The 22637-nt window shown below is 65.0% G+C and carries 21 protein-coding genes; 12 read left to right on the top strand and 9 right to left on the bottom strand.

All coding sequences use genetic code 11. The annotated features are described in order from the left end of the window. The 3 genes from eno to AAG813_RS00015 all read left to right on the top strand — a co-directional run. On the top strand, positions 1-941 hold a 941-nt coding region (gene eno / locus AAG813_RS00005; RefSeq protein WP_341910489.1), incomplete at its 5' end, for a phosphopyruvate hydratase. A 15-nt stretch (positions 942-956) separates the two neighbouring features. Next, positions 957-1232: a septum formation initiator family protein gene (locus tag AAG813_RS00010; RefSeq protein WP_341910491.1), complete on the top strand. Its 276-nt coding sequence runs from the start codon at positions 957-959 to the stop codon at positions 1230-1232. Between the two features lie 79 nt (positions 1233-1311). Further along, positions 1312-1833 carry a hypothetical protein gene (locus AAG813_RS00015; protein ID WP_341910493.1) on the top strand — a complete coding sequence of 174 codons (522 nt, stop codon included), beginning with the start codon at positions 1312-1314 and terminating at the stop codon, positions 1831-1833. A 27-nt stretch (positions 1834-1860) separates the two neighbouring features. Here AAG813_RS00015 and AAG813_RS00020 read toward each other — a convergent pair whose 3' ends face one another. Then, on the bottom strand, positions 1861-2823 hold the full coding sequence (locus AAG813_RS00020; RefSeq protein WP_341910495.1) for an Hsp33 family molecular chaperone HslO: 963 nt from the start codon (positions 2821-2823) through the stop codon (positions 1861-1863). Positions 2824-2922: 99 nt separating this feature from the next. Then, a complete protein-coding gene (locus tag AAG813_RS00025; protein ID WP_341910497.1) occupies positions 2923-3447 on the bottom strand; it encodes a gamma carbonic anhydrase family protein in 525 nt (174 codons plus the stop codon). Positions 3448-3574: 127 nt separating this feature from the next. Here AAG813_RS00025 and AAG813_RS00030 point away from each other — a divergent pair, with 127 nt between their 5' ends. Continuing rightward, positions 3575-4390, top strand: coding sequence for a ferritin-like domain-containing protein (locus AAG813_RS00030; RefSeq protein WP_341910499.1), 816 nt, complete (start codon positions 3575-3577; stop codon positions 4388-4390). 219 nt (positions 4391-4609) lie between these two features. Continuing rightward, positions 4610-5905, top strand: coding sequence for a class I SAM-dependent methyltransferase (locus tag AAG813_RS00035; protein ID WP_341910501.1), 1296 nt, complete (start codon positions 4610-4612; stop codon positions 5903-5905). 99 nt (positions 5906-6004) lie between these two features. On the opposite strand, the gene AAG813_RS00040 is transcribed toward AAG813_RS00035, so the two are convergent. The 3 genes from AAG813_RS00040 to AAG813_RS00050 form a co-directional block, all read right to left on the bottom strand. Beyond that, complete coding sequence (locus AAG813_RS00040; RefSeq protein WP_341911077.1) at positions 6005-6931, bottom strand: tripartite tricarboxylate transporter substrate binding protein; 927 nt, start codon at positions 6929-6931, stop codon at positions 6005-6007. Positions 6932-7062: 131 nt separating this feature from the next. Next, on the bottom strand, positions 7063-7965 hold the full coding sequence (gene xerD / locus AAG813_RS00045; protein ID WP_341910503.1) for a site-specific tyrosine recombinase XerD: 903 nt from the start codon (positions 7963-7965) through the stop codon (positions 7063-7065). A gap of 119 nt (positions 7966-8084) precedes the next feature. Continuing rightward, entirely contained in the window at positions 8085-9059 is a 975-nt protein-coding gene (locus tag AAG813_RS00050) for a tripartite tricarboxylate transporter substrate binding protein BugE (RefSeq protein WP_341910505.1), read from the bottom strand. 127 nt (positions 9060-9186) lie between these two features. Here AAG813_RS00050 and AAG813_RS00055 point away from each other — a divergent pair, with 127 nt between their 5' ends. Continuing rightward, positions 9187-10092 (top strand): AEC family transporter, encoded by a 906-nt coding sequence (locus tag AAG813_RS00055; protein WP_341910507.1) that lies wholly within the window; start codon positions 9187-9189, stop codon positions 10090-10092. 108 nt (positions 10093-10200) lie between these two features. Here AAG813_RS00055 and AAG813_RS00060 read toward each other — a convergent pair whose 3' ends face one another. From AAG813_RS00060 to AAG813_RS00070, 3 genes are read right to left on the bottom strand one after another with little or no spacing between them, the layout of a single operon-like run. Next, complete coding sequence (locus AAG813_RS00060) at positions 10201-11013, bottom strand: substrate-binding domain-containing protein (RefSeq protein WP_341911079.1); 813 nt, start codon at positions 11011-11013, stop codon at positions 10201-10203. 23 nt (positions 11014-11036) lie between these two features. Beyond that, positions 11037-11726, bottom strand: coding sequence for a phosphate ABC transporter ATP-binding protein (locus AAG813_RS00065; protein ID WP_341910509.1), 690 nt, complete (start codon positions 11724-11726; stop codon positions 11037-11039). Then, the gene (locus AAG813_RS00070) at positions 11723-12481 is read right to left on the bottom strand and encodes an ABC transporter permease (protein ID WP_341910512.1); all 759 of its coding nucleotides are present in this window, start codon (positions 12479-12481) and stop codon (positions 11723-11725) included. The genes AAG813_RS00065 and AAG813_RS00070 overlap by 4 nt, the downstream gene beginning before the upstream one ends. 137 nt (positions 12482-12618) lie before the next feature. On the opposite strand from AAG813_RS00070, the gene AAG813_RS00075 reads away from it, so the two are divergent. Then, positions 12619-13728, top strand: a complete 1110-nt coding sequence (locus AAG813_RS00075) for a substrate-binding domain-containing protein (protein ID WP_341910515.1) — start codon at positions 12619-12621, stop codon at positions 13726-13728. A gap of 642 nt (positions 13729-14370) precedes the next feature. Here AAG813_RS00075 and senA read toward each other — a convergent pair. After that, positions 14371-15591: a selenoneine synthase SenA gene (senA, locus tag AAG813_RS00080; RefSeq protein ID WP_341910517.1), complete on the bottom strand. Its 1221-nt coding sequence runs from the start codon at positions 15589-15591 to the stop codon at positions 14371-14373. Positions 15592-15987: 396 nt separating this feature from the next. Between senA and AAG813_RS00085 the strand changes: the two genes are divergently transcribed. From AAG813_RS00085 to AAG813_RS00105, 5 genes are all read left to right on the top strand, one after another. Beyond that, a complete protein-coding gene (locus AAG813_RS00085; protein WP_341910519.1) occupies positions 15988-17772 on the top strand; it encodes a hypothetical protein in 1785 nt (594 codons plus the stop codon). A 60-nt stretch (positions 17773-17832) separates the two neighbouring features. After that, the gene (gene senB / locus AAG813_RS00090; protein ID WP_341910521.1) at positions 17833-18855 is read left to right on the top strand and encodes a selenoneine biosynthesis selenosugar synthase SenB; all 1023 of its coding nucleotides are present in this window, start codon (positions 17833-17835) and stop codon (positions 18853-18855) included. Further along, the gene (gene selD, locus AAG813_RS00095) at positions 18852-19925 is read left to right on the top strand and encodes a selenide, water dikinase SelD (RefSeq protein WP_341910523.1); all 1074 of its coding nucleotides are present in this window, start codon (positions 18852-18854) and stop codon (positions 19923-19925) included. Before senB ends, selD begins: the two co-directional genes overlap by 4 nt. A gap of 215 nt (positions 19926-20140) precedes the next feature. Then, a complete protein-coding gene (locus tag AAG813_RS00100) occupies positions 20141-20737 on the top strand; it encodes a TRAP transporter small permease subunit (protein ID WP_341910526.1) in 597 nt (198 codons plus the stop codon). A gap of 14 nt (positions 20738-20751) precedes the next feature. Further along, the gene (locus tag AAG813_RS00105) at positions 20752-22512 is read left to right on the top strand and encodes a TRAP transporter large permease subunit (RefSeq protein ID WP_341910528.1); all 1761 of its coding nucleotides are present in this window, start codon (positions 20752-20754) and stop codon (positions 22510-22512) included. The last annotated feature ends 125 nt before the right edge of the window (positions 22513-22637 follow it).

A 22637-nucleotide genomic window follows, 5' to 3' on the forward strand; every position in this document is an offset into this window, starting at 1 on the left:
TGGCCGTCGCTCGCGCCGCCGCCGAGGAAGCCGGCCTCCCGCTGTACCGTTACTTCGGCGGCATGGGCGCGATGCAGATGCCCGTTCCCATGATGAACGTGATCAACGGCGGCGCCCACGCCAACAACAGCCTGGACCTGCAGGAGTTCATGATCGTGCCGGTGGGAGCGCCCAGCTTTCGCGAAGCGCTGCGCTGGGGTGCCGAGGTGTTCCATGCGCTCAAGAAAATCCTGCACGACCGTGGCATCAGCACCGCCGTGGGTGACGAAGGCGGCTTTGCGCCCAGCGTGGAAAACCATGAAGCAGCGATTGCGCTGATTCTGGAAGCCATCGACAAGGCCGGCTACACCGCCGGCGACCAGATCGCGCTGGCGCTGGATTGCGCTGCCAGCGAGTTCTACAAGGACGGCCACTACGTGCTTGAAGGCGAAGGCGGCCTGAGCCTGAACGCCCAGCAGTGGACCGACATGCTGGCCACCTGGTGCGACAAGTACCCCATCATCAGCATCGAGGATGGCATGCACGAAGGCGACTGGGACGGCTGGAAAATCCTGACCGAACGCCTGGGCAAGAAGGTACAGCTGGTCGGCGACGACCTGTTTGTCACCAACACCAAGATCCTCCAGGAAGGCATTGACAAGCACATTGCCAATTCCATCCTGATCAAGATCAACCAGATCGGCACGCTGACCGAAACCTTTGCCGCGATCGAAATGGCCAAACGCGCCGGCTACACCGCGGTGATTTCGCACCGCTCCGGCGAGACCGAAGACAACACGATTGCCGACATCGCGGTTGGCACCAACGCCGGCCAGATCAAGACCGGCTCGCTGAGCCGCTCGGACCGCATGGCCAAGTACAACCAGCTGCTGCGCATCGAAGAAGACCTGGGCGACATCGCGGTCTACCCCGGCCGCGCTGCCTTCTATAACCTGCGCTAAACACAAGCGTTGATCGTGGGAAACCGCGTCGTCCCCGCCCTCCTGATTGCGCTGCTGGTCATCGTGCATGCGCAGCTCTGGATTGGCCGGGGCAGCCTTCCCAGTGTCAATGCGATGCAGCGCAAGCTCAGCGAGCAGACCGCCAGCAACGCCCAGGCGCAGGCCGACAACGAACGGCTGGCCGCCGAGGTCAAGGACCTGCGCGAAGGCCTGGAGATGGTGGAGGAAAAGGCGCGCCAGGAGCTGGGCATGGTCAAGCCCAATGAAATTTTCGTGCAGATTGCGCCCTGACCGCGGCCATCGCGACCTGCTTTTTTTGCTCTGCTTTTGATAGCTTCCGGCGCTTTACCTGTCTGGGCTGGAGCCTGATTTGACTCATGATCTGGCAACCCAGCCTGGCCATGGGCCTGCGCCGCGCCACATCGCCCTGCTGGGCGCAGCGGGTACCGGCAAGACCCGGCTGACTGGCGAACTCCTGGCGGCGCTGGACAGCCGCCCCACCCCAACCCCGACATTCCTGCTCGCCGACAACCCGCCACTGGCGTCTGTGCTGGGTGCAAGCGCGGACGGCCTGCCCGGCCCGCAAGGCTTCGATACGGTCCTGCTCATGGGCCTGGATCTGCCGGCAGCAGCCGGCTTCGCAGCGGCACAGGACATGGCCGACCAGCAACTGCGCCGCGCGCTTGCAAAGGCAGCGGTGCCCTACACCGTGGTTTACGGCCAGGGGCCTCAGCGCCTGGCCCAGGCACTGGGCGCGCTGCAGGGGCTGCAGGACGGCAGCCAGACCGATGAGCAGGCGCGCCGCCCATGGGTCTGGGCCTGCGACACCTGCAGCGACCCGGACTGCGAACGCCGCCTGCTCAGCGACCTGCTGGCGCGCCGACCGCCCTGACGGCAGCCGGCACTACAGGGACTACAGCTACTGCACGGTGGGCGCGGGCGGCAGCTGGCTTTCCTGGCGCGTGAAAATCTGCGCGGCATCAACCGGATCGAACCCATACTGCGCGCCGCAGAACTCGCAGCCCACGTCGATGCGCCCCTGCTCGGCGATGATGCTTTCCACCTCGGCCGTACCCAGGCTGCGCAACATGCCGCTGACACGCTCCTGCGAGCAGCTGCAGGCAAAGGTTGGTGTGCTGGGCACAAAACGCGTGACTTTTTCTTCCCAGAACAGGCGGTGCAGGATGGTGTCGGCGTCCAGGCCCAGCAGCTCCTCGCGCTTGAGCGTGCCGGCCAGCAGCGCGATGCGTTTGTAGTCTTCGTTGCGGCCGATCTCGTCTTCGTCGGCGCGCTGGCTGCCCTGCAGGTTGCCCTCGCCCTGCACCGGCAGACGCTGGATTAGCAGCCCGGCCGCGACCTGTCCGTCGGCCGCGAGGATGAGCCGGGTGTCGAGCTGCTCGCTTTGCAACATGTAGTGCTCCAGCACCTCGCTGAGGTTTTCGAGCTTTTCGTGCTGGTCGCCAAACAGCGGCACCACGCCCTGGTAGGGCTGCTGGCCGGGCAGGCGGTCTGTCGGGTCCAGCGTGATCGCGCAGCGGCCCTGGTTGGTGACGTTGACGAGCCGGCTCAGGCTGTCGCCCGGCAACACCTCGCCGGTCACGGTCGCGGTGGCGCGCAGGCTCAGGTCGGGCTGCACCTCGGCCACGGCCAGCTTGACCGGGCCGTCCCCAAAAACCTGCAGCACCAGCGCGCCGTTGAACTTGATGTTGCCCTGCATCAGCGCGCCGGCAGCCGTCATTTCGCCGAGCAGCTGCATGACTTCGGGCGGGTAGCCGCCGCCAGCCTCGCGCCGTTTCAGGATTTCCTGCCAGGCGTCCGTCAGGCGCACCAGCATGCCGCGCACCGGCAGGCCGTCGAAGATGAATTTATGGAGTTCGGACATGATGAAATTGGGTTGGCGTCGATCAATGGGGCCGTCATCCCGGACCTGATCCGGGATCCATGGATTGCGGATCGGGTCCGCAATGACCATTCATGGCATTCAGGCGATTTTCTTGAGCCCGGTCTGGTAGCGCCGGGCATTCTCTACATAGTGCCGGGCGCTCATTTTTAAACCCTCGATCTGTTCGGGGCTCAGTTGCCGCACCGCCTTCGCCGGGCTGCCGAGAATCATGGAGCCGTCGGGAAACTCCTTGCCTTCGGTCACCAGCGAGCCGGCGCCCACCAGGCAGTTCTTGCCGATGCGGGCGCCATTGAGCACCACCGCCTGGATGCCGATCAGCGAGCCGTCGCCGATGGTGCAGCCGTGCAGCATGACCTGGTGGCCTACGGTGACGTTGTCGCCGATGTGCAGGGGCATGCCGTGGTCGGCATGCAGCACGCTGTTGTCCTGGATGTTGGAGCCCTTGCCGACGCGGATGGTTTCGGTGTCGCCGCGAATCACCACGCCGAACCAGACACTGCTGTCTTCGGCCAGTGTCACGTTACCCATCACCTGCGCGCTGTCGGCGACCCAGGCGGAGTCATGAACGGCAGGGGTCAGGTCGTCGAGTTGGTAGAGGGCCATGGTTCTTGGTGAAGTGGGGAAAGGGGCCGCTGGCGCGGCGGCGCGCGGCGGAAAGAGCCCCAATTGTAGGCAGGCGCCTGCCCGCTGTCTTGCACGGGCGCTGCGCGCGATCGCCGACAATCCACCCATGACGGCGACACCCGCACCCCCCGAACTGCGCCAGCTGGCGCTGGAAGCCCTGCTGCAGCCCGATCCACAGCAAAAAGTGCTGCTGGCCCAATCCCTGTGGGCGCAAGCAGCTACTCTTTCGATAGCATCTCATGACCGCCTCGAGGCCCCGGCCGGCGTGCCCGGCTGTCCGGCGCGGCCCGAGCTGCGCTCCCACCTCGATGTACCCAAACGTTCACCCTTTACCGCACCGGGCTTGGCCGCCCTGCTGCACGCGGTGACACACATCGAATTCAACGCGATCAACCTGGCGCTCGACGCCGCGTGGCGCTTTGACGGCATGCCGCCGGCCTATTACCTCGACTGGCTCCGGGTCGCCGCGGAAGAGGCCCAGCATTTCAGCCTGCTGCGCGAGCACCTGCAGACCTTGGGGTATGACTACGGCGACTTTCCGGCCCACACCGGCCTCTGGGACATGACCGAAAAAACCGCCGGCGACGTGCTCGCACGCATGGCGCTGGTGCCGCGCACGCTGGAAGCGCGCGGGCTGGACGCCACCCCCGCGATGCAGGCCAAGCTGCGCCGGGTCGGCAGCCCCGCGGCCCTGCGCGCGGTCGACATTCTGGACATCATCCTGCGCGACGAGATCGGCCATGTTGCCATCGGCAACCACTGGTACCGCCACTTGTGCGGGCAGCGCCAGCTCGATCCCGTGGCGACCTACGCCGCGCTGGCCGCCCGCTACGAGGCGCCCGCGCTGCGCGGCCCGTTCAACCTGGACGCCCGGCGCGCCGCCGGGTTCGACGAGGCCGAGCTGGCCCGGCTGGGGACTTGAAGCACGACACAGCGGCCGCGCGCGGCCCAGAGGCCCGCCGGCTTGATACACATCAATACGCCCGCGTCCGGGGCGGCTGACACTGAATCGGGTCGTTTTCCCACGGCGTGAGCGCATGGAACAACGGCAAGCTGGCGCAGGATTCAGTAATATTTCGGCATCAGACCGTCAAATCGCAGAAGTCCCAGAAGTTGCAGAATTTGCAGAGGAGGGTTTGCAATGATCCGGCATCTCGTTCCCCAGATTGAGTCGAAAATCGTGCGCCTGCCGTCGCCAGTGGCCGTGCAGCTGCCCGCGGGCCAGGTGCTCGGCCCACCCGGCGCGCCGGTCAAGATGTCGTTTTCCCACTGGTCCAGCCTGACCCGGCTGCGCGCCGGCCAGATCGGCGCTCTGGCCGAGGAGTTTGTCGAGGGCAAGCTGCACCTGGAAGGCCGCATGCGCGACGTGATGGCCGTGGCCGTCAGCCTGCTGCCGGCCAACCCGGTCCACATCGACGCCGGCTGGTGGACCACCCTGCAGCGTCATATCCGCGCGCTCAGGGCGCATACGCCGGAAAAAGACGCCGAGCAGATCCAGTTCCACTACGATGTTTCGGACGACTTCTACGCTCTCTGGCTGGATCCGCGCCGCGTTTATTCCTGCGCCTACTACCGGGACGACGCCATGACGCTGGCCCAGGCCCAGGAGGCCAAACTCGACCACATCTGCCGCAAGCTCATGCTGCAGCCCGGCGAACGTTTCCTCGACATTGGCGCGGGCTGGGGCGGCCTGCTGCTGTGGGCGGCCGAGCATTACGGGGTTGACGCCACTGGCATCACGCTGTCGAAGAACCAGCATGCGCATGTGCAGCGCCTGATCGCCGACAAGGGCCTGCAGGGCCGGGTGCGGATGGAGCTGCGCGACTACCGCGAGCTCGATGAAAGCCAGCCCTTCGACAAGATTTCGTCGGTGGGCATGTTCGAACATGTGGGCCGCGCCAACATGACGGCGTACTTCGGCAAGATCCGGCGCCTGCTGGCACCGGGCGGGCTGGTGATGAACCACGGCATCACCGCCGGCGGGCCGGACAACGACCAGCTCGGCGCGGGCATGGGCGACTTCATCGAAAAATACATTTTCCCCGGCGGGCAATTGCTGCATGTCAGCGACGTGCTCAACCACATGGCGCGCGGCGGGCTGGAAATGGTCGACACGGAAAACCTGCGCCCCCACTATGCGCGCACGCTATGGGACTGGTCCGATGCGCTGGAGGCCCGGCTGGACGCGGCGCAGCAGGTGCTGGCCGACCGCAGCGGCAGCGAACGCGGCGAGAAAACCCTGCGCGCCTACCGCCTCTACCTGGCCGGCAGTGCCATGGGCTTCGAGCAGGGCTGGCTCTCGCTGCACCAGATGCTGGCCACCCGCCCGGCTGAATCCATGGCGGACGAAGCCATCAAGGGCGCGCAAAGCCGCTTCCCCTTCCGGCGCGACTACATGTATGCAGCGCCAGCCGGCGCGGGCAGGACGCCGGGCTGAGCCGGCCGCCTCCCGGAATCTGACAATAGAATCAGCATCCGACCCTTATTCAACGGGCGAAAGCAGCTATCAAATAGATAGCATTCGGCGTCGCCGGGTTCAGTCACCCTTGATTTGCGCCGCCTTGATGATGCGGGCGTTGTTGTCCGACTCCTGCGCAATCTGTCGCCCGAACTCGGCGGCGCTGCCACCCGTCGGCACGTTGTCAGCGCCCAGCAGGCGCTTGCGCAACTCGGGCGTCTTCAGGGCCACGTTGATTTCGGTGTTCAGGCGCGTGAGGATGGCCTCGGGTGTTTTTGCAGGCGCAAACACGCCGAACAGCGAGCTCAGGTTGGCCGGCGCAAAACCGAGCTCGGCAAAGGTCGGCACCTGCGGCAGGGCCTCCACCCGCGCCGGAGCACCGACGGCCAGCGGACGCAGCTTGCCGGACTGGATGTGCGGCATCACCGCACCGCTGAGGTTGGTGGTGATCACTTCAAACTGCCCGCTCAACGCATCGGTCAGTTGCTGGCCGCCGCCCTTGTAGGGAATGTGGGTGAAACCGGCCTTCGCGCCCAGCTGGACCTGTTCGAGCACGATGTGACCGACCGTGGCCAGCCCCGAGGTGGACCAGCGGATGCTGCCCGGCTTGGCTTTCGCTGCCGCCAGCAGGTCCTTGAAGTCCTTGCCTTCAAAAGCAGAGGTGGCCAGCAGCACCACCGGCGAATACATCACACTGGCCACCGGGGCAATGTCCCTGGCCGGGTCATAGGGCAGCTTGCCCAGGTGCGGGTTCAGCGCCAGCGGGCTGATCGAGGAAAAGCCGATGGTGTAGCCGTCCGGCGCGGCCTTGGCCACGGCGTCCATGCCGATGCTGCCGCCCGCACCCGCCCGGTTTTCCACCAGCACCGGCGTGCCCAGCTGCGCGGCCAGCTTGTCCGCCAGCGCCCGCGCGATGTTGTCGCTCAGGCCACCCGGCGGGTAGGCCACCACGATACGGAGGGGGCGTGACGGCCAGGCGCCTTGGGCGGCGGCGGACAGGGGCATCCAGCTGGTGCTCAGGGCAAGCAGGGACAGGGCAAACAGGCCATGACGGCGATTCAGGCGTGACATGAGAGGGAAGTCCGGAAGTAAAAGGGAAACACCATTTTGCCCTGCCCCCATTCCTTCCTGCGGATTCACCCTCTGGGGTGATGGTGCGCGTGCAGCGCCTTCAGGCGTTCGCGCGCCACATGGGTGTAGATGGTGGTGGTCGAGATGTCGGCGTGGCCCAGCAGCATCTGCACCGCGCGCAGGTCGGCGCCGTGGTTGAGCAGGTGGGTGGCGAAGGCATGGCGCAGGGTGTGCGGCGACAGCGGCGAGGTGATGCCTGCCCGCAGCGCATGTTTCTTGACCAGCATCCAGAACATCACGCGGCTCATGCCGCTGCCGCGGCCCGTGACAAACAGGTCGTCGGTCTGCTGGCCGCCCAGGATGGCCGGGCGCGCTTCGGCAAGGTAGTGCTCGATCGCCTGCCGCGCCACCTGGCCGAAGGGCACCAGGCGCTCCTTGCTGCCCTTGCCCATGACGCGCAGCACCCCCTCGTTCATGCCGACATGGAAGGTCTTGAGTCCCACCAGCTCGCTCACGCGCAGGCCGCTGGCGTACATCAGCTCCAGCATGGCGCGGTCGCGCAGGCCCAACGGCGTGTCGACATCGGGCGCGGCCAGCAGCAGCTCGACCTGGGCTTCCGACATCAGCTTGGGCACACGCAGGGCCTGTTTCGCCGACTGCAGTTTGAGGGTGGGATCGGCGTGGATCAGGCGCTCGCGCAGGGCCCAGCGGAAGTAACGCTTGAACACCGTCAGGCGCCGGTTCGCGGAGGTCGCCCGGGTGCTGGCGTGCCGGGCCGAAAAATAGGCGTTCAGGTCGCGCTCGGAACTGTCGTCGAGCTTGCGCCCGCCCTGCTCTTTCGCACCCAGCCACAGCGCATACAGGGACAGGTCGCGCCGGTAGGCGGCCAGCGTGTTTTTGGACAAGCCATCTTCCAGCCACATGGCGTCGACAAAGGCATCAATGCTGGACTGGCTATGGGGATTCATGGGCGCAACGATAACAAACTGGACCCACAGATCCACTGCAAAAGAAAAACCCCGCAAGCGCGGGGCCGGCGGGGCTGACGAAAAACGCAGACAAGGCGGTCACACCGCCGGGTCGGCACTCAGTCGAGTGACAGCTTGGAGGTGGTCACCACTTTTTTGTAGACCTCGTACTCGGCCTTGATCTGGGCGGTGAACTGCTCGGGCGTGTTGCCGACGATGATGGAGCCGGTGTCCTCGATGCGCTTGCGCACCGCCGGGTCCTGCAGGGCCTTGAGCGTGGCCGCGCTGACCTTGTCGACCACCTCTTTCGGCAGACCCTTGGGGCCGAGAATGCCGTAATACGCCATGCGGTTGACCGGCTCGAGGCCGACTTCCTTGAAAGTCGGCACGTCCGGCAGAACTGCCAGACGCTGCGGCGCGGCCACCACGATCGGGATCAGGCGCTTTTGCTGGATGAAAGGCAGGGCCGAGGGAATGTTGTCAAAAATGATCTGCACCTGGCCGGCCACCGTGTCGTTCAGGGCCGGGCCTGCGCCGCGGTAGGGAATGTGCGTGATGAAGGCGCCGCTCAGGTTTTTGAACAGCTCGGTCTGCAGGTGGCCGATGCCGCCGGTGCCCGACGAGGCGTAAGAGTACTTGCCGGGGTTCTTCTTGATCTCGGCGATGAACTCCTTGTAGTTGCGCGCCGGAAAGCTCGGGTGCACCGCGATGATGTTGGGCGTGGCCGCAATGTTGATGATGGGCGTGAAGTCCGTCAGCGGGTTGTACGGGATCTTGGTGTTGATGGCCGGGTTGGCCGCCGTGGTGGAGACCGTGGCCATGCCCAGCGAATAACCGTCCGGTGTGGAACGCACGGTTTCCAGCGCGCCGACCACGCCGCCGCCGCCGGCCTTGTTCTCGACGATCACGTTTTGACCGAGGGCCTTGCCCAGCGGCTCGGCGACCACGCGCGCAACGATGTCGGTGGTACCGCCCGGTGCAAAAGGCACCTGCAGCTTGACGACCTTGTTCGGGTAGGACTGGGCCAGGGCAGAACCTGCCGCGGCCGTGGCCAGCGTCAGTGCAGAAAGGGTGAGCAGATAACGACGTTGCATAACGATTTTCCTTGCGATAGAAAGTGGACAAGCTCTATCGTAAGCGCAAGCACCGTGCCACCTTGTTGTGGATTACGCATAAGGGCAATCCCTAGGAGTTAAACCCATTGCGGTTATTCTTGCCGGGGTGAATTACGCCCAACTTCTCTTCCCGGATTTCTCCCTGATTCTCTGCGGCTACCTGGTGTGCCGTTACACCGCCCTCAACCGCACGGTGTGGCAGCAGGTGGAAAGCCTGGTCTATTACTTCCTGTTTCCGGTCCTGCTGTTCCAGTCCATCGTCAAAAGTCCGCTGGACCTGGGCGCGGCTTCCAGCCTGATCGCGGCCGGGCTGAGCATGGGCGTGCTCGGCATTGCGCTGGCGTATTCGCTGCCGCACCTGCCCTGGCTCGGGAGGCATATTGACAGGCGGGAGCACGCGGCCAGCGCGCAGGTGGCTTTCCGCTTCAACTCCTTCATCGGGCTGGCGCTGGCCGAACGGCTGGCCGGTGCCGAAGGCCTGCTGCTGATTGCCGTGCTGATCGGCGTCTGCGTGCCGCTGTTCAATGTCGGCGCGGTCTGGCCGATGGCGCGCCACGCCAACAGCGGCTTCCTCGGTGCGCTGCTGCGCAACCCGCTGATCATCGCCACCGCCACCGGCCTGGCCGCCAACCTCGCGGGTTTCCAGATCCCGGTCTGGCTGGAGCCCACCGTGACCCGCATCGGTGCGGCCTCACTGGCGCTGGGCCTGATGGCCGCCGGCGCCGGCATGCAGTTCGGTCAACTGGCCAGGGCCAAAACCCTGGCGGTGGCGCTGCTGGCCATCCGCCACTTCTTCATTCCGCTGATCGCCTTGGGCCTGTCCTGGGTGTTTCGCCTGTCGCCGGTGCAGACCACCGTGCTGCTGGCGTTTTCGGCGCTGCCTACCGCGTCGAGCTGTTACGTGCTGGCAGCCCGCATGGGTTACGACGGCGCCTATGTGGCCGGCCTGGTCACCTTGTCCACCCTGCTCGGCATGTTCAGCCTGCCGTTTGCGCTGGGTATGTTGAGATAACGAGCCCCCACGCTTGTCACTTCGTGTACTGCGCTGCCCCCCGAGGGGGCGCTGCGCCTGCGGGCCGGCAAAGCCGGATCCGCGGCCCCTGCTTGAAGGGAAGTCTGCTCACTGGCGCGGGGCGTTTGGAAAGAACAGCTGCTCGCCGCCAATCTTGTAGCTGGCAATCGCTGCCTGGCCGGCCGGCGAGATCACCCAGTCCACGAATTTCTGCGCCTCGGCCACTTTGACTTTCGGGTGTTTGGCGGGGTTGACCACCATCACGCCGTACTGGTTGAACAGGCGTGTATCACCTTCCACCAGCACCGCCAGATCCGCGCGGTTCTTGAACGCCAGCCAGGTGCCTCGGTCGGCCATCACGTAGGCGCCCGAGCTGGCGGCAATGTTCAGCGCCGGGCCCATGCCGCAGCCGCAGGCCTTGTAGCCGGCAAATTGCGGGTTGTCGACGCCGGCATTTTTCCAGTAACGCAGCTCGGCGGCATGGGTGCCGCTCTTGTCGCCGCGCGAGACAAACGGGGCGTTCGTTGCACTGATTTTTCTCAAGGCTTCCACAATGTCCTTGCCTCTGGTCTTCGCCGGATCGGCCGCCGGGCCGATCAGCACGAAGTCGTTGTACATCACCGGGTAGCGTTTGATCGCGAAACCTTCGGCGATGACTTTTTCCTCGGCCACCTGGTCGTGCACAAACAGCACGTCGGCATCGCCGCGGCGGCCCATGTCGATGGCCTGGCCGGTGCCCAGGGCCACCACCTTGATATCGATCCCGCTGGCCTGTTTGAACGCCGGCAGCAACGTGCCGAACAGGCCCGACTGCTCGGTCGAGGTCGTCGAGGCCATCACGATGGTGTTTGTCTGCGCTATCGAAACAGTAGATGCCAGCGCAATCGGTAAAAGAGCTGCAGCCCGAAAACACCTGAACATCCGGGACAGGGCGGGAGTGGGTTTCATACAAGTTCTCCTTTGACAAACATCGCGGCTTCCAGCGGCAGCGGGCCGTTGAAAAAGTCATGAACCGGCAGGTCGGCCAGCAGCCGGCCGTGCTCGAGGTAGATCACGCGGCTGGCCAGGCGTTTGACCTGGCCCAGGTTGTGGCTGCTGAATACCAGCGTCATGCCGGCGTCGGCAAACTCGGTCATCAGCGCTTCCACGTCGCGCTTGGCACCGGGGTCCAGGCTGGCGGTGGGTTCGTCGAGCAGCAGGACCTGGGGCTGCAGGGCCCAGGCGCGCGCCAGCGCCAGCCGCTGTTGCTGTCCGCCTGACAGGGCCTTGGCATTGCGGTGGGCAACACCCGCCAGCCCGACACGCGCCAGCGCCGGCAGGGCCTGCGCTTTGGCGTCTTTCCAGGGCACGCCCCTGAGCCACAAGCCCAGCGCCACGTTGTTCAGGGCACTGGCGCGCAGCATGTAGGGCCGCTGGAACAACATGGCCTGGCGCGCCGATGTATCTGAAAACACCGTGCCGCGCGTCGGCGGAACCAGCCCGTGCAATGTTCTGAGCAGCGTGCTTTTGCCGCTGCCATTGGCCCCCACCAGGGCCACCCGTTCACCGGCGTGGATGCTCAACGCACACCCAGCCAGCGCGCGGGTCTGACCGAAGTGCACATCGACCGCTTTGAGTTCGAAGAGCGCGCTCATGGCTTGCCCGTTCCAGCCTCGGGAACCAGCAGCTGGGCCGTTTCGGGCAGGCCGTCATCAAGCCGCTCGCGCCAGCGCCGCACCAGCGCGATCAGCACATTGAGCAGCAACACCACAGCCAGCAGCAGCAGGCCCAGCGCCAGGGCCAGCGGCAGGTCGCCCTTGCTGGTTTCCAGCGCAATCGCCGTGGTCATGACACGCGTGAAGCCGTCGATGTTGCCGCCCACCACCATCACCGCGCCGACCTCGGAGATCGCGCGGCCGAAGGCGGCGATCAGCACGGTCAGCAGCGCATAACGTTCGTCCCACAACAGCAGCAGACTGCGCATGCCCTTGCCCGCGCCCAGCGACTGGAACTGTTCGCCGTGCAGGCGGTCGGCGTCTTCAATCGTCTGGCGCACCAGCGCCGTCACCACCGGCAGCACGAGCACGGCCTGCGCCAGCACCATGGCCTGGAAAGAAAACAGCCAGCCAAGAAAACCCAGCGGGCCGGAGCGCGACAGCAGCAAATAAACCACCAGCCCGACCACCACCGAAGGCAGGGCCAGCAGCGTGTTGAGCACGGTCAGCAGGACGCCGCGGCCGCGAAAACGCGCCACGCCCAGCCAGGCGCCGAGCAGCAGACCGGCGCTGCAGGCAATGGCACAGGCACAGGCGCTGACCGCCAGCGACCGGAACACGATGCTCGCCAACAGGGGATCGAAGGAAACGATGAGCGAGAACGCCGTGCCGACGCTGTCCGAGAAAGTGTTCATGCAAAAGAAAAGTTGTGACCTTATCGTAGAAGCGAAGGCCGTGGGTCACCATCGGGAATGGCGAGCTATGAAGCCGGTTGCATAACAAAGACCCGCCCGGCCTTGCGACCATAATCAGCACACCCTTCTGCCTCCCCATGCACAAAGTCGAACTCTCCTACCTGCTGACGCCCGAGCGCAGCAAGGACACGCTGATCCGCAATCCGCTGATGGACCTGCTGCATGCCGTGCGTGAACAGGGCTCCATTTCGAAGGCGGCGCGCGCGCTCGACCTGTCCTACCGCCATGTCTGGGGGGCGCTGAAAAAGTGGGAGCTGACCCTGGAGCGGCCGCTGATCGTCTGGGACAAGGGCCAACGCGCCCAGCTCACCGAGTTTGGCGAAAAGCTGCTGTGGGCCGAGCGCCAGGCGCAGGCCAGGCTGGCGCCGCAGATCGAAGCGCTACGCGGCGACATCGAGCGCGCCTTCTCCACCGCCTTTGACGATGAGGCGCACGTGCTCACGCTGTATGCCAGTCACGACAGCGCGCTGAGCGCACTGCGCGAGCAAGCCGGCGTGCATGGCCTGCACCTGGACATCCGCTTCATGGGCAGCGTGGACGCGATTGCGGCGCTCAACGCCGGGCGCTGCATGATGGCGGGCTTTCACACCCTGGAGCAGCCGGGTAACAAGTCGGTGGCGGCGCTGACGTACCGCAGCCTGCTCAAGCCCGGCCAGCACAAGCTGATCGGTTTCGCGCATCGCCAGCAGGGCCTGATGGTGGCGAAGAACAACCCGCTGGCGATCACCAGCATCGCTGACCTGAAGCGGCCAGGCATCCGCTACGTCAACCGCGCTGCGGGCACCGGCACGCGGGTACTGCTCGACGAGCTACTGGCGCAGGCCGGCCTGAACGCGGACGGCATCGAAGGCTACAACACGCAGGAGCCCTCCCACAGCGCGGTCGCGCAGGCCATCGCCAGCGGCGCCGCCGATGCTGGCCTGGGCATCGAGGCCGCAGCGCATGACAAAGACCTCGGATTTGTGCCGCTGGTCCAGGAGCGTTACCACCTGGTCTGCCTGAAGTCCGAACTGCCGCAACCCCAGGTGCAGGCCCTGCTCAAGGAGTTGCAGAGCAGCGACTGGCAGACGACGCTGGCCAGACTGCCCGGCTACAGTGGCGAGCACGCGCAGAGCGGCAAAGTGCTGTCGCTGCGGGCGATGTTGCCTTGGTGGAATTACCGGAAAGCCAAGACTTCCCGCTCTTGAGGTTGATTTCTTGCTCCAGCCCTTGGTGTACCTGCGCTGGTAGCTATTTGATTCATAGCAACCACTGAAGAACTTCCAGCGTGGAGGTACGCCAGCAAGCCAGGTCTCGCCCCGGCGGGCGACTTACTTTTCTTTGCTTCGCCAAAGAAACCTAAGGAAAAGAAAGGCGACCCGATGGTCTGGGTCCCTTCGCTTCGCTACGGGCAACCTGTGGTGCTCGACAAAAGCGGGGTCTCGCTCGAACTCGCCTGCGGCTCAGACAATCGCGAGCCCTGATCCGCTTTTGCCTGCGCTCCTCGGCCCAGCCCGACGGGTGATGGAACAAATTCGGGTACGGGTACGGGTACGGGTACGGGTACGGGTACGGGTACGGGTACGGGTGCGGATGCGGGGAGACCTGACGCGCAAAGCGCGTCAGGTCGGAGTCAAGCTGCAGTGGTGTTTGCACGCGATCGCAGCACACACGGCCAAATGAAGTCCCCCTCCATCGCCCAGCGGGGCGAGGGAGGGGTTAGGGGTGGGAGTGGGGAGTCGCGCCTACTGTCCAGAAAGGACCACAGAGGCAGCGTGATGCCGGACTTGGCATGAAATACACCTCCAGCCCTTACACAGCAAGCGCCACCAGCTATCAAAAAAATAGCACTACAGAGCGCAGGAACGAAACCCGCAGAAGATATCGTCCCGATCGGGCAGGTAGAAGTTGCGGTACTTCGGAGATTTCATGCGGGCGCGGGTCGCAAAAGAACCGCCGCGCAGCACCTTGTGCGTGCCGAACCAGGGCTGCGAATAATCAGCATACGGGTGCGGTTCGAAACCCGGATAGGCCCGGAAGGTGCTGCCCGTCCACTCCCAGACGTCGCCCCAGCGAAAACCACGCCGCGCCGCCGTGTGCGCCGCCACCTCCCACTCGACCTCGGCCGGCAGGCGGCGCCCGGCCCAGCGGCACCAGGCGTCGGCTTCCCACCAGCTCATGTGCATGGCCGGCTGATTGGCCAGCATGCGCATCGGCTTGCCGAAACGGGTCTGCATCACCGCGCCGCTGGCCACGCCGATCTGCTCGACATAACGCGGGCCGCGTCGTCCTTCACTGCTTGCGGTGGCCTGCAGCCAGTCCCAGCCTTCGCTCTGCCAGAACTCGGGCTGGTCATAACCGCCGTCGTCGACAAATTCGACGAACTGCGCCCAGCTCACCGGCTGGGCGTCGATCTCGAACTCGGGCACGCTGACCTCGTGTTGGGCCAGTTCGTTGTCGAACACGAATCCCGGCGCCGCGGCGCTGCCGAGTTTCCAGACGGTGGCAGGCACCAGCAACGGCTCGCGCAGGGTCAAGGTGGGCGGCGTGAAGGCCTGCAGCAGCGCCTTGTCCAGGCTCAGGCCCAGGGTCTGTGCGGTGTAGCTCAGGGCTTCGGCATGCATGTCCTCGTGGAACAGGCAGAGGCGGAAAAAATAGAGCGCATCATCGTCCTCTTCAGTTTTTTCCAGCAGCTCCAGCGTGCTTTCCAGCGTGTCGAGCAAATAGGCACGGCAAGCCGCGACCGGGGGAAGATCCAGCGTCCAGCGCTGGTGGTGCGGCACGTTGCCCGAGTCCCACCAGCGGTCGGCGCCCGGTTCGATGGAGGCCAGCCGCGCATGACCCGGCTCGCAGCGGACACCCCGGGCACGCTGCATGTTGCGCCCGATCCACCATTCCTGAAACCAGCCGACATGCCCGAGTTCCCAGAGCGGCGGATTGAGGACCGTCAGCTCGGGCACCGCAAAGTTGACGGACTCCAGCGCCTGCTGGTACTGGCCAAACAGGTGCAAGGTATGGTTGCGCGCATCCATCAGCGCCAGCGACAGGGCATCCCGTCCGGCGCCGCGCATCAGGGGCGAATCAATCAGGCCGGCCTCATGGGCGGCAGATGAATGGGGTGATGAAGGGGGTAGCGGGTCTGAAGCCAAAACCGTCGTCCTGGTAAGCCGGCTACCGCATGCCAACCCTGGCAAACGGCGCACCGCGCGCATGGGGAAACCCAGAATAGCAGACCCGCGACTGACCGCGACAATGGCGAGCCGCCTGCGCCGCCGGGGAAAATCCGGCGCGAGAGGACCTGGCAACCACCAGTCAAGCGCTTTTTCCGACCGGTCGTCAGCCGGCCCCTCACCGGTTCGGCACAGTCGGGATAGACTTCGATAGTTTTTCTATCAAGGCAAAGCCGCTTGCCGGGTGCCGCCTTTGCTTTCGCGTGTGAATCAGATCCCTCAACCGGTCCGCCATTTATGCCATCCAACGAGCTGAATGCCTCCCCAGAAGATCTTGACCTGAGCATCATGGACATGAGTCCGCTGGCCTGGGTCCTCGATGAGCTTGCAAAATCACTGGACAGTTCGAGCAAGGCGCTGAAACGTTTTGTGCGGGAAGCTGAGGTGACGCAGGACGCTGAACTGGCCGCGCTGGACGCGAGCCAGTTGCGCATCGCCCGCCAGCAGTTGCATCAGGCGGTGGGCGCGCTGGAAATGGTCGGCCTGAGTGCGCCGGCCTTGGTGCTGCGGGCGATGGAGGCCGCGGTGCAGAAGTTTGTCCAGACGCCCCGCCAATGCACCCCGGAGGCTGCCAACAAGGTCGAACTGGCCGGTTTTGCCCTGACCGCTTACCTCGAAGACGTGCTGGCAGGCAAACCCGCCTCGGCTGTCTCCCTGTTCCCCCAGTACCGGGATGTGCAGGGCCTGGTCGGCGCGGACCGCGTCCATCCGGCCGACCTCTGGGCCTTTGAGTGGCACTGGATCGAGCCGGAACTGGCGTCCGGCGCCGACCCCCTGCCCTATGGCGACGCCAGCCGGGAGCTGCTGGACCGGTGGACCCTGAAACTCGTGCGAAACAGCCATCCCGAGGCGGCCCGACAGCTCTGCGACATGTGCCTGGGTTTCGCGCAGGCGGAAACGGACAGTGAGCCCAGGGCCTTCTGGAAACTGGCTGCCGGCTTTTTTGAAGCCCTGGCACAGGGGCTGCTGAAAGTCGATGTCTATGCCAAAAGGGCGATTTTGCGCATCCTGCTGCAGTATGCGGCGCTGGCACGGGGCAACGCCCGCGCTTCGGACAGGCTCGCACAGGATTTGCTGTTTCTCTGTACCCAGGCGGTACCCCGGCACACAACGGATGCGCCGATTCTGTCGGCGGTGCGTGCCAGTTATGGCCTGGACCGCTTCCAGCCCATCGACTACGAGGCCATCCAGTTCGGACGCTTCGCCCCGGCGCTGATCGCCCAGGCACGCAAGCGCATCAGTTCGGCCAAGGACACCTGGTCATGGGTGACCGCGGGCGACCTCACCCGCTTCAAGACCATGAACGACCAGTTCAGCCTGGTCACAGACTCCCTGGTCAAGATGCACCCACCCAGCGAGCCGCTGGCCCGCGTGCTGACGCGTGTGATCGAAACGACCGCACGTTCAGGCCAGGTGCCCAGCCGCGAACTGGCGCTGGAAGTGGCGACGGCCGTGTTGTACCTCGAGGCCGCGTTCGACGATCTCGACCCGAGCGACCCCCAGCTGACCGCCCGCACCGCCCGGCTCGCCGAACGGCTGGACGCGGCCCAGGCCGGCGGGCCGTCCCAGCCGCTGGAGCCCTGGATGGAGGAGCTGTACCGGCAGGTCAGCGACAAACAAACCATGGCGACCCTGGTGGCTGAACTGCGGGTGACGCTCGGTGATCTGGAAAAATCGCTGGACAATTTTTCCCGTTCGCCCCAAGACAAGACGGTGTTGAGCGCGGTGCCCGGGCAGCTGGGACAGATGCGCGGCGTGTTGGCCCTGCTGGGGCTGGACCAGGCCGCGCTGGCAGTGGTGCACATGCGCGAACTCGTCGACCAGATGCTGCAGCCCGATGTCGACGGACAGCAGCATCTCGCGGCCGGAACGTTTGACCGCCTCGGCAACAACCTCGGCGCCCTGAGCTTCCTGATCGACATGCTCAACTACCAGCCTGCGCTGGCCAGGAAACAATTTGTCTTCGATGCCAGGAAGGGCGAACTCACGGCGGACAGGGATGCCGAAGGCGGGCCGGCCTGAGGCCTGGTAGCTGTTAACCTTGCTCCACGGAGCGCTCCGGCTCGCGAAACAAGGTGGTCCATGGGCAACGTGTCCGAAACAAAAACCGTGGTGCTGGTCAGCCCGGCCTTGGCCGATGCCAACAATGGCAACTGGCACACTGCCCGGCGCTGGGCGCAATGCCTGGCGGGCCACTGTGTCACCCTCCTGCGGGCGCAGTGGCCGGAATCGCCCCCTTCGGCCCCGGCCGATGTCCTGATCGCACTGCATGCACGCCGCTCGGCGCCTTCCATCGCAGCCTGGGCGCGGCAGTGGCCCGGCAAGCCGCTGATTCTCATTCTGACGGGCACCGACCTGTACCGCGACATCCTTGCGGACGCCAGCGCGCAGCAATCGCTGGCACTGGCCACGCATCTGGTGGTGTTGCAGGAGGACGGCCTGCAGGCGCTGCCCGCCGCCATGCGCCACAAGGCCCGTGTGATTTACCAGTCGGCCCGCGCCCTGAAGCCTGCCGTCAAGCCGGTGCGGCACTTTCGCGCCCTGATGGTCGGCCACCTGCGGGAGGAAAAAGACCCCTTGACCTGGATGCGCGCGGCCGCGCGGCTGGCCCCGGAGACCGCCAGCCCGTCAGTGCACCTGCTGTTTGACCATATCGGGGACGCCCTCACACCGGATCTCGCGCTGGCCGCGCGGAAGGCGCAAGCCTGCGTGCCCGGCTACCACTGGCTGGGCGGTCTGCCCCAGGCCCAGACCCGCCAGCACATCAAGCGCGCCCATGTGCTGGTCAACAGCTCGCGCATGGAAGGCGGCGCCCAGGTCATCCTGCAGGCCGTCCGGTCCGGCACACCGGTGCTGGCCTCACGGATCAGCGGCAACATCGGCATGCTGGGCGCTGGCTACGCGGGCTATTTTCCCGTGGGTGACGACGCTGCGCTGGCGGCGCTCCTGCTGCGCTGCGCCACCGATGCACGTTTTCTGGCCCGGCTCGAAAAACAATGCAGCGAGCGCGCCCACCTGTTCGACCCCGAAGCGGAGAAGCGCCTTGTCTTAAACTTGGTGCTCAGCGCATTGTCTGCCGCACCGCCCAGGAAACCCGCCCCATGAACGCACCCGACCCCATCACACCCGCTGCCCCTCCCCGCCTGACCAGCCTGTCCCATGGCGGCGGCTGCGGCTGCAAAATTGCCCCGGGCGTGCTCAGTGAAATCCTCAAGAACTCCAGCAACATGCCTGGCCTGAACATCCCGCCGCAACTGCTGGTCGGCATCGAGACCGCGGACGATGCCGCGGTCTACCAGCTCAACGACGAGCAGGCGCTGATTGCGACCACCGACTTTTTCATGCCCATCGTTGACGATCCCTACGACTTTGGCCGCATCGCCGCGACCAACGCCATCAGCGACGTTTATGCCATGGGCGGAACCCCCATCATGGCGCTGGGGCTGGTGGGCATGCCGATCAACGTGCTGCCGCTGGAAACCATAGGCGCCATCCTGCGCGGCGGCCAGGATGTCTGCCGCGATGCCGGCATTCCGATTGCCGGCGGCCACACGATTGATTCGGTCGAGCCGATTTACGGCCTGGTGGTGATGGGCCTGGTCCATCCCTCGCGGGTCAAGAAAAATTCGGGGGCCCGCGCGGGCGATGTGCTGATCCTGGGCAAACCGCTGGGCGTGGGCATCCTGTCGGCTGCACTCAAGAAGGAAGCACTCGATGCCCAGGGGTATGCCCGCATGATTGCCGTCACCACCCAGCTCAACAAACCGGGCATCGCCCTGGCGGCAATGGAGGGAGTCCATGCCCTGACCGACATCACCGGCTTCGGACTGCTCGGCCACGGGCTGGAGCTGGCGCGCGGCGCGAACCTGAAGATGGAGTTGCAGATGGACAGCATTCCGCTGCTGCCCGGCGTGCTGGACCTGGCAGGGCGTGGCATGGTCACGGGCGCCTCCGGCCGCAACTGGGCCGCCTATGGGCATGAAGTGCTGTTGCCGGCGGGCCTGGGTGCGGCGCAGCAGGCCCTGCTGTCCGACCCGCAAACCAGCGGCGGTCTGCTGGTGTCCTGCGCGCCGGAGATTGCCGACGAGGTTCTGGCCTGCTTCCACAGCCAGGGCTTTGCGGAGGCCCGCGCCATCGGCCGCATGCTGGAAGGCAGCGGCGTACAGGTGCTCTGAACCCCGGCCTGCCCACCGCACAGCGCACCTTTTTGGGGGCAAATCCGGGCCCGCCAAACCCCGTCGCTACGGGATAACACCGTCACGAAGCTGTCAGCTTGGCTTCTATAGTCCTCTATAGAATCCCATCCGCGCCAACCAGTATCCGGCACGCCTTCCACCCGAAGGCCTGCCGGATGATTTTTATGCGTGGGTTCTTTTTTCCTGGAGACAAAATGCGCGCCTTACTGAAGTTTTCCAATGCCGTGGACTGGGTCAATGCCCAGATCGGCAAATACGTGATCTGGCTGATCCTGGCCTCCACCATCATCAGCGCAGTCAATGCCGTGATCCGCAAGGTGTTCAACATGAGTTCGAACGCCTACCTCGAGGTGCAGTGGTACCTGTTTGCAGCCGCCTTCCTGCTCGCCGCGGGCTACACCCTGCTGCACGGTGAACACGTCAAGATCGACGTGGTCTCCAGCAAGCTGTCCAAGCGCGGGCAGATCTGGGTCGACATCATCGGTTTTTCCGTTTTCCTGACGCCTGTGTGCCTGACCATCCTGTACTACGGCATTCCGTTTTTCCTGCAGGGCTACCGCTCCGGGGAAGTTTCGGGTAACGCGGGCGGGCTGATCCGCTGGCCGGTGTACGCCATGATTCCGCTGGGTTTCGGCCTGCTGATGCTGCAGGGCTGGTCCGAGCTGATCAAGCGCATCGCCTTCCTGAAGGGCCTGATCGACGACCCGACCGCCAAGAAGGTCGAGAAGACCGCCGAAGAAGAGCTGGCCGAGGCGATACGCCGCCTCGCCGAGTCCAAAACCGTCGGCTGACCGGGAACACCATCATGGAATTTTTTATCGCCAACCTCGCCCCCATCATGTTCATGGGGCTGATCGTCTTCCTGCTGATGGGCTTTCCGGTGGCCTTCAGCCTCGGCGCCTGCGGACTGTTTTTCGGATTCATCGGTGTTGAACTCGGTGTCTTGCCAGAAGCCTTGATGCAGGCCCTGCCGCTGCGGCTGTTCGGCATCATGCAGAACGACACCTTGCTGGCCATCCCGTTTTTCACGCTGATGGGCCTGGTGCTTGAGCGCAGCGGCATGGCCGAGGACCTGCTGGACACCATTGGCCAGCTCTTCGGCCCGCTACGCGGCGGCCTGGCCATCGCGGTGATCCTGGTCGGCGCCCTGCTGGCGGCCACCACCGGCGTGGTCGCGGCCTCGGTGATTTCCATGGGCCTGATTTCGCTGCCCATCATGCTGCGCTACGGTTACGACCGGCGCTTGGCTTCGGGCGTGATTGCCGCTTCCGGCACCCTGGCGCAAATCATCCCGCCTTCGCTGGTGCTGATCATCCTGGCTGACCAGCTGGGCCGCAGCGTCGGTGACATGTACAAGGGCGCTTTTGTGCCCGGCTTCATCCTGACCGGCATGTATGTCGGCTACGTGTTTGTGCTGGCCTTCATCAAGCCGCAGTGGGTCCCCGCCCTGCCGGCCGAAGCGCGCACCATCCGCGAGGACAACGGCAAGGCCGGCCTGTTGTCGCTGCTGCTGCTGACGATTGTCTCTTCCGGCAGTGCCGTCTACTTCGCCAAACACTACGCCCAGGTGCAAACCTGGTGGAAAGGTGAAACCGTCACCTCGGTGGCACTCGATGAAACCATCGTGGTGTCCATGTGCCTGGGTGTGATCCTGGCGTTCGCGATCGCCGTGGTCAACAAGGTCACCCGCCTGGGCCTGCTGTCGCGCATGGCCGAGCGTGTGACCTTTGTGCTGATCCCGCCGCTGCTGCTGATTTTCCTGGTGCTGGGCACGATTTTCCTCGGCATCGCAACGCCGACCGAAGGCGGCGCCATGGGTGCGATGGGCGCGTTGATCATGGCATTTGCGCGCCGCCGCCTTAGCTTCTCGCTGCTCAAGCAGGCGCTCAACACCACCACCAAGCTGTCGTGTTTTGTGGTTTTCATCCTGATCGGCTCGACCATTTTCAGCCTGGTGTTCCAGGGCGTGGACGGACCGAAATGGGTGGAGCACCTGCTCAGCGGCCTGCCCGGCGGCCAGACCGGCTTCCTGATCGTGGTCAACGTGCTGATCTTCTTCCTGGCCTTCTTCCTGGACTTCTTCGAGTTGTCCTTCATCGTGGTGCCGCTGCTGGCACCGGTGGCCGAGAAGCTGGGCATCGACCTGATCTGGTTCGGCGTGCTGCTGGCCGTGAACATGCAGACCTCCTTCATGCACCCGCCCTTCGGTTTTGCGCTGTTCTACCTGCGCAGCGTCGCGCCCATCAAGGAATACACCGACAAGGTCACCAAGAAGCTGATCCAGCCGGTCACCACCATGCAGATCTACTGGGGTGCCGTGCCCTTCGTGGTGATCCAGGTCGTCATGGTCGGCCTGATCATTGCCTTCCCGGGCATTGTCTCCAGCGGTCTCGACAAGGTCGAAAAGATCGATCTCGACAAGGTCATCCTGCAGGTTCAGGAAGAGCCGGCGGAAGCCGTGCCTGTCCCGGGCAGCGCCGCGGAAGCTGCCGCCGAACAGAAGCTCGCTGACGACGACCCGATGAAAGCCATGCAGGACTCCATGGACAAGGACAAGAAAAAATAGGCCGCAGGGCCAGGCGCGACCCTTTGAAGGGTGCGTCACCCAACAAGCCCCGGCATGCCGGGGCTTTTTTTTGCCGCGCCCCCGGCAGGCAGCCATGATGGCCGCGACGCTTGCCGGGCAGCCCG

The sequence above is a fragment of the Polaromonas sp. YR568 genome, assembly GCF_943371715.1.
In the GTDB taxonomy this organism is placed as follows: domain Bacteria; phylum Pseudomonadota; class Gammaproteobacteria; order Burkholderiales; family Burkholderiaceae_C; genus Polaromonas.

What these genes read in the sequence shown, in the direction of transcription:
- AAG813_RS00020 (WP_341910495.1), bottom strand. Translation starts at nt 2,823, where the DNA reads ATGTCCGAACTCCATAAATTCATCTTCGACGGCCTGCCGGTGCGCGGC.
- AAG813_RS00025 (WP_341910497.1), bottom strand. Translation starts at nt 3,447, where the DNA reads ATGGCCCTCTACCAACTCGACGACCTGACCCCTGCCGTTCATGACTCC.
- AAG813_RS00030 (WP_341910499.1), top strand. Translation starts at nt 3,575, where the DNA reads ATGACGGCGACACCCGCACCCCCCGAACTGCGCCAGCTGGCGCTGGAA.
- AAG813_RS00035 (WP_341910501.1), top strand. Translation starts at nt 4,610, where the DNA reads ATGATCCGGCATCTCGTTCCCCAGATTGAGTCGAAAATCGTGCGCCTG.
- AAG813_RS00040 (WP_341911077.1), bottom strand. Translation starts at nt 6,931, where the DNA reads ATGCCCCTGTCCGCCGCCGCCCAAGGCGCCTGGCCGTCACGCCCCCTC.
- xerD (WP_341910503.1), bottom strand. Translation starts at nt 7,965, where the DNA reads ATGAATCCCCATAGCCAGTCCAGCATTGATGCCTTTGTCGACGCCATG.
- AAG813_RS00050 (WP_341910505.1), bottom strand. Translation starts at nt 9,059, where the DNA reads ATGCAACGTCGTTATCTGCTCACCCTTTCTGCACTGACGCTGGCCACG.
- AAG813_RS00060 (WP_341911079.1), bottom strand. Translation starts at nt 11,013, where the DNA reads ATGTTCAGGTGTTTTCGGGCTGCAGCTCTTTTACCGATTGCGCTGGCA.
- AAG813_RS00065 (WP_341910509.1), bottom strand. Translation starts at nt 11,726, where the DNA reads ATGAGCGCGCTCTTCGAACTCAAAGCGGTCGATGTGCACTTCGGTCAG.
- AAG813_RS00070 (WP_341910512.1), bottom strand. Translation starts at nt 12,481, where the DNA reads ATGAACACTTTCTCGGACAGCGTCGGCACGGCGTTCTCGCTCATCGTT.
- AAG813_RS00075 (WP_341910515.1), top strand. Translation starts at nt 12,619, where the DNA reads ATGCACAAAGTCGAACTCTCCTACCTGCTGACGCCCGAGCGCAGCAAG.
- senA (WP_341910517.1), bottom strand. Translation starts at nt 15,591, where the DNA reads ATGCGCGGCGCCGGACGGGATGCCCTGTCGCTGGCGCTGATGGATGCG.
- AAG813_RS00085 (WP_341910519.1), top strand. Translation starts at nt 15,988, where the DNA reads ATGCCATCCAACGAGCTGAATGCCTCCCCAGAAGATCTTGACCTGAGC.
- senB (WP_341910521.1), top strand. Translation starts at nt 17,833, where the DNA reads ATGGGCAACGTGTCCGAAACAAAAACCGTGGTGCTGGTCAGCCCGGCC.
- selD (WP_341910523.1), top strand. Translation starts at nt 18,852, where the DNA reads ATGAACGCACCCGACCCCATCACACCCGCTGCCCCTCCCCGCCTGACC.
- AAG813_RS00100 (WP_341910526.1), top strand. Translation starts at nt 20,141, where the DNA reads ATGCGCGCCTTACTGAAGTTTTCCAATGCCGTGGACTGGGTCAATGCC.
- AAG813_RS00105 (WP_341910528.1), top strand. Translation starts at nt 20,752, where the DNA reads ATGGAATTTTTTATCGCCAACCTCGCCCCCATCATGTTCATGGGGCTG.